Raw genomic sequence first — 16,410 nt, 5'->3', positions numbered from 1 at the left:
GTCGCACGGGTGGCGTCCGCGCGTCACCGCCGGGCCTGCGCTACGTTCTCGCGTACGGCGGGGGCGACCTCGGCGCCGAAGCGGGTCAGCGTGAGCGGGTCGTCGCCGCCGACGATGAACGCGCTGACGCCGTGCTCGAGGGCGAGCATGGTGAGCTTGTCGATCCACACCTTGCGCGGGCCGTCGAGGAAGCCCTGCCCGGTCGTCTCGAGGCTGGCGTGCATGAAGTTCATCAGGCGCCGGACCGCGGCCGGCTCCCGGCCGGCTCGGTGCGCCGCGTCGTCGACCCGTTCGTTGGCGTCGGCGAGACCCCGCAGGCCGCCGTCGATGTATTCGATGCTGGGCAGCCACCCGTCGGCGACGGCGCCGGTGAGGGTAAGCATCCGGGGCTTGTAGGAGCCGACCCAGATCGGGATCGGGTGATGAGCGTACGGGGCCCGGACGCCACCCTCGACCTGGTAGAACTGCCCCCTGTGGTTCAGCGGCTCCTGCCGCTCCGGGTCCCACGCGTCGCGGATGATGCCGATCGCCTCCTCCAGGGCGGAGATGCCCTGCCCGGTGGTCAGGCGGCGGCCGCCCATGCGGGCGATGCCGTCCCAGAACGCGCCGGCGCCGATGCCCAGGCGGAACCGGCCACCGGAGAGCCGGTCGACGGTCGCGGCCGTGCGAGCCAGGCCCAGCGGGGGCCGCAGCGGCAGGCTGGTCACGTTGCCGCTGACCGCGATCTTCCGGGTCTTCGAGGCGACGTAGGTCAGCAGGGTCGAGGTGTCGTGGAAGGAGGACTGGTACGGGTGGTCCTGGAAGGTGACCAGGTCCAGGCCCGCCTGCTCGGAGATGACAGCGAGGTCGACAGCGTGCTGCGCGGGCTCTGCGACGGGACTGACGAAACTACCGAACAGCAGATCATGGCCGTAGTCAGTCACGCCGCCACCCTCGTCTCGGACGCCAGCGGGGCCGGCGCGATGTTGAAGTTGTCCCGGAACAGGTTGGTCGGGTCGTACTCGGCCTTGAGCCGCCGCAGGCGCTCCAGCACCGGCGCGGGGAAGGCGTCGAGGAGACGTTCGGGGTGCCGGTCGGTTTCGAAGCTGAGATAGAGGCCGTCGAAGTGCGGGCGCAATTTGTCCCACTCGGCCATCAGACGGTCGTCGCTCGAGCTCATCGCGGTCAGCTGAAAATGCGGGGTCCGGTGGCTGAACGCCATCGCATCCGACGGCACGTCGGAGATCGCCCCGCCCATCGCGCGCAGCTCGAAGAAGTAGACGAGGTCGGTACTCAGCAGCTCGGCCGCCTCGCGGGCGAACTGTCGGGTGAGCGTGGGGACGAATGCGGAGCGCGAGACCGGCTCCCCGAAGCCCTGCTGGCCCGACGGCCCGATATCGACGGCGTTGTCCATCACGCCCGGGTAGCCGGTCATCAGCGCGTGCTGGCGGACAAGCTGACCGAGTTCCAGGAATGGGGTCAGCCGCGCGACGACAATGTCCGGGTCGGGGTTGTCGACCACCGCGTAGAGGGAGATGACCCACTGGCCCCGCCGGGCCCGGCCGGTGACCAGGAACACCGTCGTGTCCCGGGGTGCCTGACTCGCGATCTGCCCATAGCGGTAGAGAGAGGCTTCGATGTCGCTGGAGACCAGCGTGAGCTTGGCATACCCGACCTCGCCGACCACGGAGGTCTCGAACTCGAACGCCGTCGCGATCCCGAAGTTCGCGCCCGCTCCGCGCACGGCCCAGAACAGGTCCGGGTTCTCCGTGTCGGAGGTGCGGACCGGCGTGCCGTCGGCCAGCACCAGTTCCACCGCCTTCACATGGTCGACGGTGAGGCCGTGCCTGCGGGAGATCAGCCCGATGCCGCCCGCGGTCGCCAGCCCGCCGACACCCACGCCGCCGTAGTCGCCGGAGCCGAGCGCCCACCCGTGCGAGACCAGGGAGTGCGCCACCTGCTTCCACGTGCGGCCCGGCTCGATGCGGACCAGCCGGCGCGACGCGTCGAGAACCTCAAGGGAGTTCATCGCCCCGACGCTGATCACCAGCCCGTCCCGGTTGGTGGAGCGGCCGCTGATGCCGTGCCCGGCGCTGCGTATCCCCAGCGGGATGTCACGGTGGTCGCGGGCGAACGCGATCGCGTCCACCACCTCGGCGACCGTACGCGGGCGCAGCACGAGCCCGGGGTTGCCACCGCGCAGGTAGGTCGAGGAGACGGCGCGGTGTTCCCGGTCACCGGGCTCGATCGCCCGGCCGGCCAGGCTGGCCGGCACCGCGTCGTAGCCGATGCCCGGCACCCGTTGCGCGAGAGCCGGCCCGGATCGGTGCGGGCGCCCGGCCGGCGCCTCCGGCTCCGGCGCCGCGACCAGCGCCGCAAGGCGGGTCATGTCGGCGGCGCTGCGGACCGGCACGACGGGGATGCCGGCGCCAGCGGCGTCCCGGATCGCGCCGTCATCGGCGTCGGCGGCCACGATCCTGAAGCGGGTACCCGGTGGCGGGGTCCGCTCCGGGGCCAGCGCGGCGAGCGCCGTCGCCGCCTTGTCCAGCACCGACGGCACCGCCGAGTCGGGGTTCGTCGGCTCGTAGCCCTGCTCGCGCGGCGGAACCCCCACCCGGATGCGGTCGGTCACACCGGCGATCCACGTCGCCATCGCCCACGCGTCCGCGTTGCGGCTGCCGGTCACCAGGGCGATGCCGATCCCCTTGTCCTCGGCGGCCCGTGCCAGAGTGACCAACTCGTCTGTTCCGGCGCTGTCCGCGTCGAGGAGTACACCGATCTCCATCCTGCCCACCTCGCTTCGTTTGCATCACAATTAGTATGTCTGACAAACGGTAGCGCAGGAGGAAGCAGAATGATTCCCGTCCAGACGGAGCGACCCATCGTGGGCCTCATCGGTTTCGGCAAGGTCGGCACGGTGCTCGCACGACTCGCCCGCAACGCCGGTCATCGCGTGCTCGCGGCGGGTTCCGGCGATCCTGAGGCGATCGTGCTCACTGCGGAAATCCTCACCCCGGGCGTCGAAACCGGCTGGGCGCACGAGGTCGCCCAGATCGCCGATATCGTGATCCTCGCCATCCCGCTGCGCTCCCACCGGCAGCTGCCCGCCGCACAGCTCGCGGGGAAGGTCGTCATCGATGCCGTCAACCACTGGCTCGAGACCGACGGGCCCCGTGCCGACTGGCTCGACGCGGAGGAAAGCTCCAGCGAGCACCTCCGGGACGCGTTGCCCGGGGCCCGCCTCGTGAAGGGCTTCAACCACCTCGGCTACCACGATATCGACGAGCGACCCAAGCTGCGCGGTGCCGCGGACCGGGTCGCTATCGCGCTGGCCTCCGACGACGCTGACGCGCTGAGCCGGGTGGCGGCTCTGGTGGACGACCTGGGATTCGACCCCGTGATTCTCGGCACCCTGCCCCACGGGCGGGTGCTGGAGCCGGGCGGGCCGATCTTCGGCGACGTCCTCACCGCCGAGGCGCTCACGGCGCGCCTCCGGCCGCGGTAGCCGGCCAGCGGCTGTTACCGCTGCGCGGAGCCCAGCGCCGGGTCGGCTAGCGCGTCCATCACGGCCAGGCAGGGGTCCAGGGCGGGCTGATCGTTGTGCAGGGAGGCGGCGAGTTGCGCGGCGTTGTCGACGAACATGTGGCGCAGCGGCGCCGGAACATTGCCGAACACCGCGTCCTCGGCCGCCCGGACCCTGGCCTGCAACTCCGTCAGCTTCGCCGCGCCGCTCGGGGTGATCGCGATCCGCCGGACGCGCCGGTCGGCCGGGTCGGTCCGCCGCTCCACCAGGCCGGCTCCCTCGAGCGCGTCGATCACATAGGGCATGACGGTCTTGTCGATCTGCAGATGCTTGGCGAGCCCGCTCTGGGTGGGCGGGTTGTTGTGCCCGACGACGGAGAGGATCTGATAGCCGCGCGTCCCGTGCGGCACACCCTCGACGGCCTGCTCGACCCGCTCGTGCCAGCTGCGCAGGATGACGCCGAGATGCCAGCCCAGGTCGGAGCCCGGGATGCCCACCGTGGGGGAGTTCCTGACCGCATCCGCGTCGCGCACACCCATGCGACCAGGGTACGCCGACCCGAGGCAGCCACCGATCGCACTTCAGTCCCGGCTGACCCTGTCGGTGATCGCGACACCCGCCGCCGTGCACAGGCTGGCACAACTCTCCGGCGGACTGCCGGTCGCCCTACGGATCATCGGCGAACACATCGCTTCCCGACCCGGCACCCCCATCGGCGACCTCGCCGATGAACTGAGGCCCGGCGACCTCGTCGACGCGTTTAGTCGCTGCCCGATCGGTTAAGCGCTCTGCGCGCCGCCACCGCGAGTGGCTGGTCACCGGCGCGGCGACGGAAGGAAGAAGCCCCGTGAGCACCAACGGTCGAGAGATCAAGAATGTCGTGATCGTGCATGGCGCGTTCGCCGACGGTTCGGGCTGGCGTGGCGTGTACGACAAGCTGACGACCCAGGGCTACCGGGTCAAGATCGTGCAGATCCCGCTCACCTCACTCGAGGACGACGTCGCGGCGACCACGAGGGTCCTCGACAAGCAGGACGGCCCGACGATCCTCGTCGGCCACTCCTGGGCCGGCACCGTCATCACCGAGGCGGGCGTGCACCCGGACGTGACCGGCCTGGTCTACGTGTCGGCGCTGGCGCCGGACGCGGGCGAAACCACCGCCCAGCAGTACGAGGGGTTCGGCCCCACACCCGACTTCGTCATCGACGTCACCGAGGACGGGTACGGCTTCCTCAACCCCGACACCTTCAAGGCCGGGTTCGCCGCGGACACCAGCGACGCCGACGCCGCTTTCCTGCGCGACTCGCAGGTACCGGTGAACATGTCGGCGTTCTCGACGCCGGTGAAGAACGCCGCCTGGCGCGACAGGCCGAGCTGGGCGGTTATCGCGACCGGGGACAGGGCCTTCGACCAGGCGATGTTGCAGCACATGGCCGAGCGTATCGGTGCGAAGATCATCAACGTCTCGGCCAGTCACGCCCTGTTCGCGACGCAGCCCGGCGCCGTCGCCGACGTCATCGTCACCGCCGCGCAGAACGCCGGCAACGCCCGCTGACACCCACCACCCGGCCCCAGCCGCCCGGAACGTGACCCGCATGTCCAGCACGACGTTCGGGTGGCGCTGTGGATCGAACTTCTCGTCGCCGGGCTCGGCGGCCTCCAGGGTGCCCTGTTCGCCGCGGCAGTGGTGCGGGACGCGCTGGGCCCGGACCGGTTCGAGTCGATGGCCACGCCGATCGCCGCCGCGGAGGACTTCTCCCGGGTGCTCAACCAGGTGCCGGGCTGCTATCTGCACCTGGGGGCGAGCGCCGCCGACGACCCGGCGACCGCCGCGACCAACCACGGCCCGTACGCCGTCTTCCACGACTCGGTCCTCGCCGACGCGTCGTTCGTCCTCGCCGAACTCGCCAGGCGTGCACTCGATCGCCTGGCGGCGTCCTGACCGGCGACGCTGCTACGGATGCTGTCACGGACGGGACGCGGCCCCAATCGCACCCGGTAACCGGTCGTCTGCCCCGGTCGCCGATCGTTGCGCGCGTCCCGCCGGCTCGTCAGGGTGGCGTCGCCCTCGCGGGCGGGCCGGCCCAGTCGTTGCTCAACGCGTTGCGCGGGGGCTGCGTGGCGTAGTGCGCGCGGGACTCGACGGGGCAGGCGCGGGGCAGCGCCTACGCTCGACTCATGATCGGACGTCGTCGTGAGCGTGCCGCCGTCCAACGACTCCTGGACCGCGCCGTCGCCGGTGTGGGCGGCTGCCTGATCGTGGTGGGACCTGCCGGGTCGGGGAAGACCACGCTCGGCGACGTGGCGGCGGACCTCGCCCGGCAGCGTGGCCTGCCGGTGAACCGTACGGCGATGGCCGACGGGACGGGCACCCAGTTGGTGCTCCTGGACGATCTCGACCGGACCGCGCCGACCGTGGACCTCGACTCGTTGGTACGCGGCGGCGCGGCGGTCGTGGCCACCACGGTCGAGGCGAGGCAATCCGGCCAGCACCTCTATCTCACCCCGCTGACCGAGGCCGAACTGGCCGCACTTCTGCCGGGCACGCCGAGCGGCGCGGTGCACGCGATCTGGCTGCTCACCGCCGGGTGGCCCGGTCCGGCTCTCGACCTCGCGGCGAGCGTCCCGCCCGGGGCCGAGGAGGACGCCGTCGTCGAGGCAGCCCTCACCTCGCCCTCGCGAGGTCAGTTCCTCGCCCTCGACATGGGGCTGATCCGCCTGCTGGAGGACGCCGCGTCCCGCGCGCTACCGCCGGCCCTCCGCGCCCGGGTGCTGGGGCGGCTGGCCGCGGAGATGTTGGGCGATCCGTCCGCCTCGGCCCGGCGACGGGACCTCGTCGACGAGGCGGTCCGGCTCGCCCGGGACTCCGGGGATCCGGGCACGCTCGCCGAGGTGCTGGACGGGCGGCTGCACGCGGTGTGGGATCCCGGCGCCGCCGACGAACGGCTGACCGGGGCGTCGGAGATCATCGACCTGTCCCGTCGGGCCGGGGACGCCGTCCTCGAGCGGCGCGGACTCTTCTGGCGGTTCACCGCGCTCGCCGAACTCGGCGACCTCGACGCCGCCGAAGCCGCCCTGGTGGCGTACGCCCGGGCGGGGGAGCGGGACAGCGATCCCGAGGCGGCCGTCGTCGCCCTCTCCCGGCAGGCCGTGTTGGCGCTGGTCCGGGGTCGGCTCGGGCTCGCGGAGGCGCTGGCGGCCGAGGTGGAGGAGACCGGACGCCGGGTCGGTCTGGCGGACACCGCCCGGCTGACCGCGTCACTGCGCGGGCGGATGGCCCTGCTGCGCGGCGAGGCGGCGGGCGAGGTGCAGACGTTGCGCGCGCTCGCCCGGCGGCTGCCCGGTCAATTCTTCGAGGTGACCGCGGCCCGGGCGTTGGCCGAGTCGGGTCAGGTCACCGAGGCGCTGCTGGAGGTGGACCGCCTGCTGCCGTCGGTGCTGGCCGGGGCCGGACCCCGCTGGCTCGGCGCAGTGGCCGACCTGGCCTTCGTCGCCTCGTTCGGTGCCGCACCGGATGCCGCGCAGAGCCTCTACGACGCTCTGCTCCCGTACGCGGGCCGCCTGGTCGTCTGGGGTGGGGCGAACACGATCGCCGGCCCGGTCGACGACTATCTGGGGCGTCTGGCCGGGCGGCTGGGCCGGTCCGACGAGGCGTCCGCACACTTCGATCGAGCGGTCGCCCAGGAGGAGCGGCTCGGCGCCCTGCCGTGGCTGGCGGCCACCCTCGCGGCTCGTGGCGACCGGACGCAGGCGGCGTCGATCGCCGAAGGACTGGGCCTGCCGGTGCCCGTCGGACCGCCGCCGCCGACCGAGCCCGCGCCAGCGGGGGTCGGCCGGCCGGGAGCCCACCGGGAACCGGGTGCCGACGTGTGGAAACTGGGGCGCGACGGCGACGACTGGATCATCGACGCCGGCCCGGAGCACGCCCGCCTCCGTGACGTCCGCGGGATGCACTTCCTGCGTACCCTCCTGGCCGCACCCGGCCAGGAGATCGCCGCACTGGATCTCGTCGCCGGTGGCGTCGGCCTGGCGGCGCCCACGCCCGAACCGGTGCTCGACACCGCCGCTCGGGCGGCGTACCGCAGGCGGCTCGACGACCTCGCGCACCAGTTGGACACGGCGGACCGCACGGGCGACGTCGAACGGGCCGCGAGGTTCACCGCCGAGCGCAGCGCCCTGTTGGCCGAGCTACGCCGGGCCACCGGCCTCAGCGGTCGGGTCCGGACGCAGAGCGCCGAAGCGGAACGGGCCCGGGTCAACGCGACGCGCGCCCTGCGGATGGTGCTCACCAGGCTCGAGCCGGTCGCTCCCATCGTCGCGGCGCACCTGCGGGCGTCGATGCACACGGGCGGCTTCTTCCGCTACCAGCCGGCAGCCGGTGGGCCGGCACGCTGGCAGGTGTGACCCGGGCCACGTACGGGTCGTTCAGTGTCCGGTTACGCCCATTGGGTATGTCGTCTCCCATCGTCCTGCTGCACGGACTCACCTTCGACCGACGCCACTGGCGACCCCTGCAACGCGAACTCGCGGTGCTGGAGCCGAACCGCACGGTCCTCGCCCTGGACCTGCCGGGTCACGGTGACGCGCGGCCCCGCGCCTCGTACCACCTGGGCGAGGTCGCCGAGGTCATCCACGGCCAGATCACCGCGGCGGGCCTGGCCGGGCCGCCGACAGTGGTGGGTCACTCGGTGGGCGGGGTGATCGCCACCATCTACGCCGCGCGCTACCCCACCAGTGCCGTCGTCAACCTGGACCAGTTCCTGCTGCCCGGCCCGTTCGGCGCCGTCGTGCGCGCGGCGGAGCCGGAACTGCGCGGCCCGGGCTGGCGCGCGGTCTGGGAGCGCATGGTGGCCGGTATGGGGATCGAGTCGTTGCGCGGCGAGGCGCGACACCTCGCGGAGACCGCCACGGATCCCCAGCGCGACCTGCTGCTGGGCTACTGGGACGAACTGCTGCGCGACAACGACGCGCAGCTCGCCGCCGACCGTGCGGCGGACCTGTGGGCGATCGGTGAGCGGGGCATCGGCTACCGGTGGGTGACCGGCGCGCAGCCGCCCGCTCCATACGTCGAGTGGCTGACCTCGGCCCTGCCGACCGCGGTCGTCACCGTGCTGCCCGGGGGTCACCTGCCGCACCTGGAACACCCGGCCCACCTCGCCCGGCTGCTCTACCGCAACGACGACAACTCGTGAGCGCTCAGTCGAGTACCGTTTCGCGCAGCGACCGGACCGCGAAGTGCAACCGCGACCGTACCGTGCCGAGGGGTTATGCCGAGACGTACGGCGACCTCCGGCGCGGACCGCTACGGCGTACCCGTGGCGTCACGTTCACGCCATCCGACTCCCCGGCCGACTCGAAGGCATGATCATCGACCCGGTCTACGACGGAAGTCGATGGCCGCGCTGATCGACCTGGTTCGTACCGCCGACATCCCCCGCGACTCGAACGTCCTCTACGCCCACCGCCGAGTGGCGGTCCTGCCCGACGGGGCGCTGCTGGTGAACGTCGCGCGTGGTCCGGTGGTGGACACCACCGCGCTGCTCGGGGAACTGTCGTCGGGCCGGCCGCGCGCCGCGCTCGGCGTCACCGGTCCCGACTCACCGGCGAACCCCTCGCCAACGTGTCGAACGCTGAACCGGGCGCGAGCCCGGCGGCGGACGAGACGACCGACCAACCTGACGACAGCCCACGCTGGTGGGCGACGGGAGTGTGAGACGTGCCGCAGGACGTTGCAGCGGCGAGCCACCGCGGGACGGCGCGACGGCGCGCCCTCTCCCTCACGCTGGCCCTGGAACTGATGCTCGTCGTGCTCGCCGGCGCGCTGGTGTGGCAGAGCGACGCCGGCGACGAGCGGCCCAGGGCGACGAACCTGGTCGACCTGAACCTTGCCCCGGCCGCCCCGTCGGCGCCGGCCGCCCCGGCCGTGCCGGGCGCGGCGACCGGCACCTACACCTGGGACTGTGGCCGTAACGAGAACGGTCACCGCAACACCGCCAACATCGTGATGGCGCCCGGCTTCCCCGGGCAGCCGCACCACGTGCACGACTACGTCGGCAACGTCTCCACCGCGGTCGGCTCGACGCCGCAGACCCTCGCCGACGCGCGCACGACCTGCCGCAACGGCGACCTGTCGACGTACTTCTGGCCGGTGCTGCGCATCCTCGACCCCGCCGCCACCGACGACCACACCGGCCACGACGGCCAGATCCAGGTGCCGGTCGAGGTGAGGCTCGTCTTCTCCGGCAACCCCCGGGGGAACGTCGTCCCGATGCCGCCGCTGCTCGCCGGCACGGTCGGGGACGCCGTGGCCGTCACCAACGGCGGCCGGAACGCGGCGGCGACCTGGACCTGCTCAGGCACCACGGACCGGCGCACCACGGCGTACCCCCGCTGCCCGGCCGGCGAGCAGGTGCAGCGGGTGTACGACTTCCCGAGCTGTTGGGACGGCCGACGGGCGGACAGCAAGAGCCACCGCGCGCACCTGGCCTTCCCGTCCCCGGACGGCTCGTGCCCGCGCAACACCTTCCCGGTGCCGCGACTGCGGCTGACCCTCGGATACGACATCCAACCGGCCGCCGCGTTCCAGATCGACGCCTTCGACGGCCAACGCAACAGCCCGCTGACCGATCACGCGTTCTTCGTCAACCTGATGCCGCAGCCGCTGATGGCGACCGTCGTCGACTGTCTGAACAGTGGACGGACCTGCCGGGACTGATCTGGACGCCGGGCGGGGCAGCTCACTGCGGACGACCAACCTCGAACCGGCCGTCGGAGGACACCACCGTCACGGTCACCGTCTTCGGCACACCTCCGACCTGCGCGGAGCAGGAGAAGCGGCTGCCCACCGTCACCGACCGGCCCGGCGGGCAGGCCACCAGGTCCGCGTCGAGCTGGTAGTCGTCGCGCAGCACCGACAGCACCCCCTGCTGCACCTCCGCCGTGTCGAACACCCTCGTGACGAAGAACCCGGGCCAGACCAGTCCGAGCACCGCCACCAGCGCCACCACGGCCACCACCGGGGCGACGATGGCGATCAGGAGCCTGCGGGAGAAGCGCCGCCGACGCTCGACCGGCGGGTGCGACCCGGTGGAGTCGGGCCCCCACTGCGCCGGCGGTGCCGGCGCCCACCGGGGGGCGGGAGTCGGGGAGCCGTCGGCTCCCGCGTACGGGGTGGTCATCGTCGTCTCCTCCGGGGTCAGCTGGTGGCCGTGGTGGGCGTACCGCCCAGCGGACGGGTGCGCCCACCGGTCGGGCTGATCGCGAACCAGGCGCCGCCGACGCCCTGACCGTTGAGGTCGCCCGGCGCGGTGTCCTTGGCGAACAGGTAGACCGGCCAGCCGTCGATGGTCACCTGGCAGGTGCCGTCGGCCCGCTCCACGTACCCGACGAGCTTCGGGTTGATCCCGCTCGGGTAGATCTGCCCCGGCGACTTGACGAGCAGCGGGGGCCACATGGCGGCGCAGTCGCCGTTGCAGTTCGACTTCGACGGCTTGGCCCGGTCCTTGTCGAACCGGTACAGCGTCCGGCCCTGCCCGTCGGCGACGTACGTGCCGATCGCGGTGGACGCGGTCCCGTTGAGCTGGATGACGGTGCTGCCCCGCCCGGTGTCCGGCGCGGGCGTCAGCTCGACGTCGGACGGGCCGCTGTAGATCCGGACGCGACCCTGGGTCCTCGCCACCGTCGGCGCGACCACCGGCGTCGCCGGCTCCTCGATCACCTCCGGTGGGGCGCCGGCGTCGGCCGTCGGACTTGGCGTCGCGGCCGTGGGGGCCACCGTCGGGGCGGCCGCCGTGGCGGGCGCCGCCGGCCCGGTCACCTCGTTGCCGCACGCGGCCAGGGCCGCCAGGCTGGCCAGTGCGATCGCGGTCAGCGCGACCCGGCTGTGCACACGCATCTCTGCTCCACCTCGTGGTCGGGGAGGACCGCGCCCATCCGCGTGGTCCGGCATCCACACGGTCCGGTCGGCGAACCGGTTCACCAGCACGTCGGAGGTGCCCGTCACGACGTCAGATCCTGCGCTGAACCGTTTGCGGCGACCGTCCGTGTGGGTGGCGGCGGCGACGGCGGAAGGCGACCCAGGAGAGGTCGCCCACCGGAGCCGGCAGGACCGACGACACGAAGGAGCGGAACGTGGCCACCTACCACATCGTCAGCGAGGACATGCAGGAGTCCGCGACCTGGCTGAAGCAGAACATGCAGACGCTGCTGGACGGGATGAACCAGGCCAAGAGCAAGATCGACACTCTGATCCAGGGTGGCTACAACACCCCGGCCGCCCAGCAGAAGTTCGGCCCGTACTTCGACGAGTACAAGGGCAGCGTCGACCAGACCCTCAACGGCATGGAGGGCATCAGCCAGTATCTCTCGCAGGTCAGCGACGCCTTCTCCGAGACGGACAACCAGACCGGGGCCAGCCTCGGCCGCTGAACGACCGGACCGGCCCGGGGCCGCGTGGTGAGCGAATCACCACGCGGCCCCGACCGTCTTTCCCGACGGACCATCCGACCAGGAGACCCTCGTGCGCCTGCAACTCACCGTTGCGGATCCGTCCACCGCCGTCATCGAATACCAGGTCGAGGCGGCCCCCGAGAACACCGTGGGGGAACTCGCCGAGGCGCTCGCCGCGCGTCGGCCGGAGCCCACCGGCACACCACCGGCGATCTTCGTCGCCGGTGCGCCACTGGACCCACGACTCACCCTCGCCGAATCCCCGTTGCGCCAGGGCACGGTGCTCGGCCTGGACCGCCCGGTGCCGGAGCCGCCGGCACCGCCGCCGGGACTGGTGCAGGTGCGGGTCGTCAGCGGCACCGACGCCGGTGCCACGTACCAGCTCGACCTCGGTGAGCACACCATCGGTACCGGAAGCGTCAGCCGGGTCCGCCTCACCGACCCCTCGCTCGCCCCCGTGACGGCCTCGGTCCGGGTCCTGCCGGACGGCACCTGCCGGTTACGGCCGGAGCAGCCCGACCTCCTGCTCGATCGGGTCGAACTCGACGGAGAACAGGCGTGGGCCCCCGGCGGACAACTCGCGGTCGGCTCCTCCCTGCTGGAACTGCGCATCCCGGTCCGGGCCGAGGCGGCGCTACAGGTCTCCGAGGACCGCACCGGGCTGGACTACAACCGTCCGCCACGGCTGCTGCCGGAGGTCCGCCCGACCCAGTTCACCCTTCCCTCGCCGCCGTCACCGCCGGAACGGCGACCGTTCGTGCTGATCACCGTACTGGCCCCGCTGGTGGTCTCCGGAGCCGCGTACCTCATCACCGGCAACCCGCTGACCCTGCTCTTCGCCATCCTGTCGCCCGTGGCGCTGATCGCCGGTCAGATCAGCGCCCGACGCCAGGGAAAGGCCAGCCACCGTACCCGGCTCGCCGAGTACGAGGCGAAGAGGGCGCGGATCAGCGCCGAGGCGCAGGAGGCACTGACCGCCGAGCGGCTGGCCCGACGGGACAACTTCCCCGACCCCGCCGCCGTACGGCTGATAGCTGTCGGACCGGAGCGCCGCCTCTGGGAACGACGCCGCACCGACCCCGACTTTCTCGAACTGCGCGCCGGCAGCGCCGACCTGCCGTCCGAGGTGGTGCTGCGGGATCCGAGCCAGGACGAGCACCGCCGGGAGGTCCGGTGGAGCGCCCTGGACGTGCCGGCGACCGTGCCGGTGCGCAAGCACGGGGTGGTCGGCATCGCCGGTGCCGCCGTCGCCCGGGTCACGGCCCGCTGGATGGTCGCCCAGGCCGCCACCCTGCACAGCCCCGAGGATCTCCAGATCTACCTGCTCGCCGGTGCCGGCGACGAGGAGGGCTGGTCGTGGGTCGGCTGGCTGCCGCACGCGGCGCCGCGCGACGGCCAGGACACCCTCGCCACCGTCGGTACCGACACTCAGACCATGGCCCGGCGCGTGGCCGAACTGAGCGCCGTTATCGCGGCCCGCTCCGCCGAGCGGACCGACGGGGCGTTCCGCGACATCCTCGTGGTGCTCGACGGGGCACGCCGGCTGCGGTCCCTGCCCGGGGTGACGCAGATCCTGCGGGAGGGGCCCGCGGTCGGGGTGTACGCGATCTGTGTCGACGCCGAGGAGAAACTGCTGCCGGAAGAGTGCCAGGCCGTCGTCGCCGAGCAGGCCGACGGGTCGCTGCTGGTGACCCGGACGCTCGCCGCGCCGATCCGGGCGGTGCATCCGGACCTGCTCTCGACGCAGTGGCTGCGTACGGTGGCCCGCGCCCTCGCGCCGTTGCGCGACACCGGTGGCGCGGACGACGGCGGCGCCCTGCCGGACTCCAGTCGGCTGCTCGACGTGCTCGGCATGGAACCGCCGGAGCCCGACGCGGTGGCCGCCCGGTGGGCCACCGGAGGCCGGACCACCGAGGCGGTGCTCGGCGTCTCGCTGGACGGGCCGTTCGCCCTGGACCTCAAGCGCGACGGACCGCACGCCCTGGTCGCCGGCACCACCGGCTCCGGCAAGTCGGAGCTGTTGCAGACCCTGGTCGCCTCGCTCGCCGTCGCCAACCGGCCGGACGCGATGACGTTCGTGCTGGTGGACTACAAGGGTGGCAGCGCGTTCAAGGACTGCGTCCTGCTGCCGCACACCGTCGGCATGGTCACCGACCTCGACACCCACCTGGTGAGCCGGGCGCTGACCTCGCTCACCGCCGAGCTGAAGCGGCGCGAGCACATCCTCGCCGAGGCGGGGGCGAAGGACATCGACGACTACGTCGACCTGCTGCGCCGCGAGCCGACCCGGACGTCGATGCCCCGACTGTTGATCGTCATCGACGAGTTCGCGTCGATGATCCGCGACCTGCCGGACTTCGTGACCGGTCTGGTGAACATCGCGCAGCGGGGACGGTCGCTCGGCATCCACCTGGTGCTGGCCACCCAACGTCCCGGCGGGGTGGTGTCACCCGAGATCCGGGCGAACACCAACCTGCGCATCGCCCTGCGGGTGACCGACACCAGCGAGAGCCAGGACGTGCTCAACGCCCCGGACGCCGCCGCCATCCTGAAGTCGACACCGGGCCGGGCCTTCGTCCGCCTCGCCCAGTCCTCACTCGTGCCGTTCCAGGCCGGGCGGGTCGGCGGTTTCCGCCCGGGAGCCCGCGCCGAGGTCCGGCAGGCCCCCTGGCTCGCCCCCGTCTCCTGGAAGGATCTGGGTCGGCCACGCCCCAGCCGACCCGGGGTCAGGGCCGCGCCGTCGGCCGAGCTCACCGACCTCGCCGTGCTGGTGGAGGCCATCAAGGGCGCCAGCGAGCAACTCGCCATCGAGCGGCCGCACAGCCCGTGGCTGCCGGCGATCCCGGACACGCTGACCGTGGCCGAGCTTCCCGCGCCGCGCGGCAGCGGCTACCACCTGCCCTCGGTGGCGTACGGCCTGGTCGACCTGCCGGCCGAGCAGGAGCAGGCGCCGTTGGAGCTGGACCTGGGAACGCTGGGGCACCTGCACGTCATCGGCTCGTCCCGCAGCGGCCGGTCCCAGGCGTTGCGGACGATCGCCGGCACCGTCGCCCGCGCCCACTCCACCCGCGACCTGCACCTCTACGGCGTCGACTGCGGCAACGGGGCCCTGCTCGCCCTCACCGAACTGCCGCACTGCGGCGCGGTGGTGCAGCGGACCGAGGCCGAACGGCTCGGCCGCCTGTTCACCCGCCTCGTCGCGGAGCTGGGACGCCGCCAGCAGCTGCTCGCCTCCACCGGCTCGGCCGGGCTGGTGGAGTACCGGGCCGGGGCGGCCGAGGCCGACCGCCCGCCGCACATCCTGGTGCTGCTCGACCGGTTCGAGGTCTTCGACAAGACGTTCGCCGACTACGACAACGGCAGCGTCATGGCGGCCCTGCTCACCCTGCTGCGCGAGGGTGCCGGGGCCGGGATCCACGTGGTGATGGCCGGCGACCGGAGCATGTTCACCACCCGGATCTCGTCGACGACCGACGACAAACTGGTACTCCGCCTGACCGAACGCAGCGACTACAGCCTGGTCGGCATCAACTACCGCCAGCTGCCCGACGAGATCGGCACCGGCCGGGCGATCCGGGCGGTCGACGGGGCGGAGGCGCAGATCGCCCTCCTCACCGACGACAGCTCCGGGCAGGGCCAGGCCCGGGCGCTCGCCGCCATCGCCGAGGCGGCCCGGCTTCGGGACGCCTCGGTAGGCGTCGCCGGCCGCCCGTTCCGGATCGACGTGCTGCCCGACGAGCTGACCCTGGCGCAGGCGAGCACCCTGCCCCGGCCGAGCGGTCCGCTCTGGACGATGCTGGGGGTCGGCGGGGACGAACTCTCGGCCATCGGCCCGGACCTCGGCACCAACCCCTCCTTCATCCTGGCCGGACCACCCCGGTCCGGGCGGAGCACGACCCTGCTGACGATGGTCGCCGGTCTGCTGGAGCGGGGGACGCCCGTGGTGATCGCGGCGCCGCGCCGGTCCCCGCTGCGGGAGCTGGCCGGGGTGCCCGGGGTCCTCGACCTGGTGACGAGCGAGAACCTCACCTCCGCCGGGCTCGCGGCGGCCCTCGACCGGCGCACCGGACCGGCCGTGGTCGTGCTGGACGACGCCGAGCAACTGCTCAAGTGCGACGCCGGCAGCGACCTCGGCGAGATCGCCCGGGTCGGGACGGAGCAGGGCCTCGGGTTGATCATGGGTGGTTCGATCGACGGTCTCTCCGGCGGCTTCGGCGGCTGGCACGTCGACGCCCGTCGCAACCGGCAGGGCGCGCTGCTCAGCCCGCAGGGCCTCGGCGACGGTGAGCTGATCGGCGTGAAGCTGTCCCGCAGCCAGCTCGGCGGTGGGCGGCCGGGCCGGGTGCATGCCCACCTCGGGGACGGCCGGCTGCACCTGGTGCAGGTGCCCCGGACCGAGCCGGCCGCCCTGCGGGAGCTGCTGGCCGGGCTCGGCGGCGCCGGGTAGACGCCACCAGGAC

15 protein-coding genes are annotated in these 16,410 nt (G+C 72.8%); 10 read left to right on the top strand and 5 right to left on the bottom strand.

Translation table 11 applies throughout. From position 1 onward, the window contains the following. Nucleotides 1-23: 23 nt before the first annotated feature. Both ACN27G_RS16820 and ACN27G_RS16815 read right to left on the bottom strand, forming a co-directional pair. Nucleotides 24-923: an LLM class flavin-dependent oxidoreductase gene (locus tag ACN27G_RS16820; protein WP_421493768.1), complete on the bottom strand. Its 900-nt coding sequence runs from the start codon at nt 921-923 to the stop codon at nt 24-26. Then, nucleotides 920-2,764: an LLM class flavin-dependent oxidoreductase gene (locus ACN27G_RS16815; RefSeq protein ID WP_421493767.1), complete on the bottom strand. Its 1,845-nt coding sequence runs from the start codon at nt 2,762-2,764 to the stop codon at nt 920-922. The genes ACN27G_RS16820 and ACN27G_RS16815 overlap by 4 nt, the downstream gene beginning before the upstream one ends. 69 nt (nt 2,765-2,833) lie before the next feature. Here ACN27G_RS16815 and ACN27G_RS16810 point away from each other — a divergent pair, with 69 nt between their 5' ends. Further along, the gene (locus ACN27G_RS16810) at nt 2,834-3,484 is read left to right on the top strand and encodes an NADPH-dependent F420 reductase (RefSeq protein WP_421493766.1); all 651 of its coding nucleotides are present in this window, start codon (nt 2,834-2,836) and stop codon (nt 3,482-3,484) included. 14 nt (nt 3,485-3,498) lie between these two features. On the opposite strand, the gene ACN27G_RS16805 is transcribed toward ACN27G_RS16810, so the two are convergent. After that, the gene (locus tag ACN27G_RS16805; protein WP_421493765.1) at nt 3,499-4,041 is read right to left on the bottom strand and encodes a MarR family winged helix-turn-helix transcriptional regulator; all 543 of its coding nucleotides are present in this window, start codon (nt 4,039-4,041) and stop codon (nt 3,499-3,501) included. Here ACN27G_RS16805 and ACN27G_RS16800 point away from each other — a divergent pair. The 7 genes from ACN27G_RS16800 (at nt 4,040) to ACN27G_RS16770 (ending at nt 10,217) form a co-directional block, all read left to right on the top strand. Next, nucleotides 4,040-4,285 carry a hypothetical protein gene (locus ACN27G_RS16800; RefSeq protein ID WP_421493764.1) on the top strand — a complete coding sequence of 82 codons (246 nt, stop codon included), beginning with the start codon at nt 4,040-4,042 and terminating at the stop codon, nt 4,283-4,285. The genes ACN27G_RS16805 and ACN27G_RS16800 overlap by 2 nt on opposite strands. A gap of 64 nt (nt 4,286-4,349) precedes the next feature. Continuing rightward, nucleotides 4,350-5,057 carry an alpha/beta fold hydrolase gene (locus ACN27G_RS16795; protein ID WP_421493763.1) on the top strand — a complete coding sequence of 236 codons (708 nt, stop codon included), beginning with the start codon at nt 4,350-4,352 and terminating at the stop codon, nt 5,055-5,057. A 60-nt stretch (nt 5,058-5,117) separates the two neighbouring features. Then, the gene (locus tag ACN27G_RS16790; protein ID WP_421493762.1) at nt 5,118-5,444 is read left to right on the top strand and encodes a hypothetical protein; all 327 of its coding nucleotides are present in this window, start codon (nt 5,118-5,120) and stop codon (nt 5,442-5,444) included. A gap of 236 nt (nt 5,445-5,680) precedes the next feature. Continuing rightward, on the top strand, nt 5,681-7,906 hold the full coding sequence (locus ACN27G_RS16785; protein WP_421493761.1) for an AAA family ATPase: 2,226 nt from the start codon (nt 5,681-5,683) through the stop codon (nt 7,904-7,906). Nucleotides 7,907-7,953: 47 nt separating this feature from the next. Next, nucleotides 7,954-8,694, top strand: a complete 741-nt coding sequence (locus ACN27G_RS16780; protein ID WP_421493760.1) for an alpha/beta fold hydrolase — start codon at nt 7,954-7,956, stop codon at nt 8,692-8,694. A gap of 75 nt (nt 8,695-8,769) precedes the next feature. Next, nucleotides 8,770-9,300, top strand: a complete 531-nt coding sequence (locus tag ACN27G_RS16775; RefSeq protein WP_421493759.1) for an NAD(P)-dependent oxidoreductase — start codon at nt 8,770-8,772, stop codon at nt 9,298-9,300. Next, nucleotides 9,219-10,217, top strand: a complete 999-nt coding sequence (locus ACN27G_RS16770) for a DUF1996 domain-containing protein (RefSeq protein WP_421493758.1) — start codon at nt 9,219-9,221, stop codon at nt 10,215-10,217. Before ACN27G_RS16775 ends, ACN27G_RS16770 begins: the two co-directional genes overlap by 82 nt. 22 nt (nt 10,218-10,239) lie before the next feature. On the opposite strand, the gene ACN27G_RS16765 is transcribed toward ACN27G_RS16770, so the two are convergent. Beyond that, entirely contained in the window at nt 10,240-10,680 is a 441-nt protein-coding gene (locus ACN27G_RS16765) for a DUF4333 domain-containing protein (RefSeq protein WP_421493757.1), read from the bottom strand. Nucleotides 10,681-10,697: 17 nt separating this feature from the next. Continuing rightward, the gene (locus ACN27G_RS16760) at nt 10,698-11,396 is read right to left on the bottom strand and encodes a hypothetical protein (RefSeq protein ID WP_421493756.1); all 699 of its coding nucleotides are present in this window, start codon (nt 11,394-11,396) and stop codon (nt 10,698-10,700) included. Between the two features lie 236 nt (nt 11,397-11,632). On the opposite strand from ACN27G_RS16760, the gene ACN27G_RS16755 reads away from it, so the two are divergent. Further along, nucleotides 11,633-11,929 (top strand): WXG100 family type VII secretion target, encoded by a 297-nt coding sequence (locus tag ACN27G_RS16755; RefSeq protein WP_281580755.1) that lies wholly within the window; start codon nt 11,633-11,635, stop codon nt 11,927-11,929. Nucleotides 11,930-12,020: 91 nt separating this feature from the next. Further along, entirely contained in the window at nt 12,021-16,397 is a 4,377-nt protein-coding gene (locus tag ACN27G_RS16750) for an FtsK/SpoIIIE domain-containing protein (RefSeq protein ID WP_421493755.1), read from the top strand. Nucleotides 16,398-16,410 lie beyond the last annotated feature (13 nt).

Origin of the sequence: Plantactinospora sp. WMMB334, assembly GCF_049179095.1 — a bacterium.
In the GTDB taxonomy this organism is placed as follows: Bacteria; Actinomycetota; Actinomycetes; order Mycobacteriales; family Micromonosporaceae; genus Plantactinospora.
Note: the sequence above shows the minus strand (reverse complement) of the source record. Positions and strands in the feature narration are given on the sequence as shown.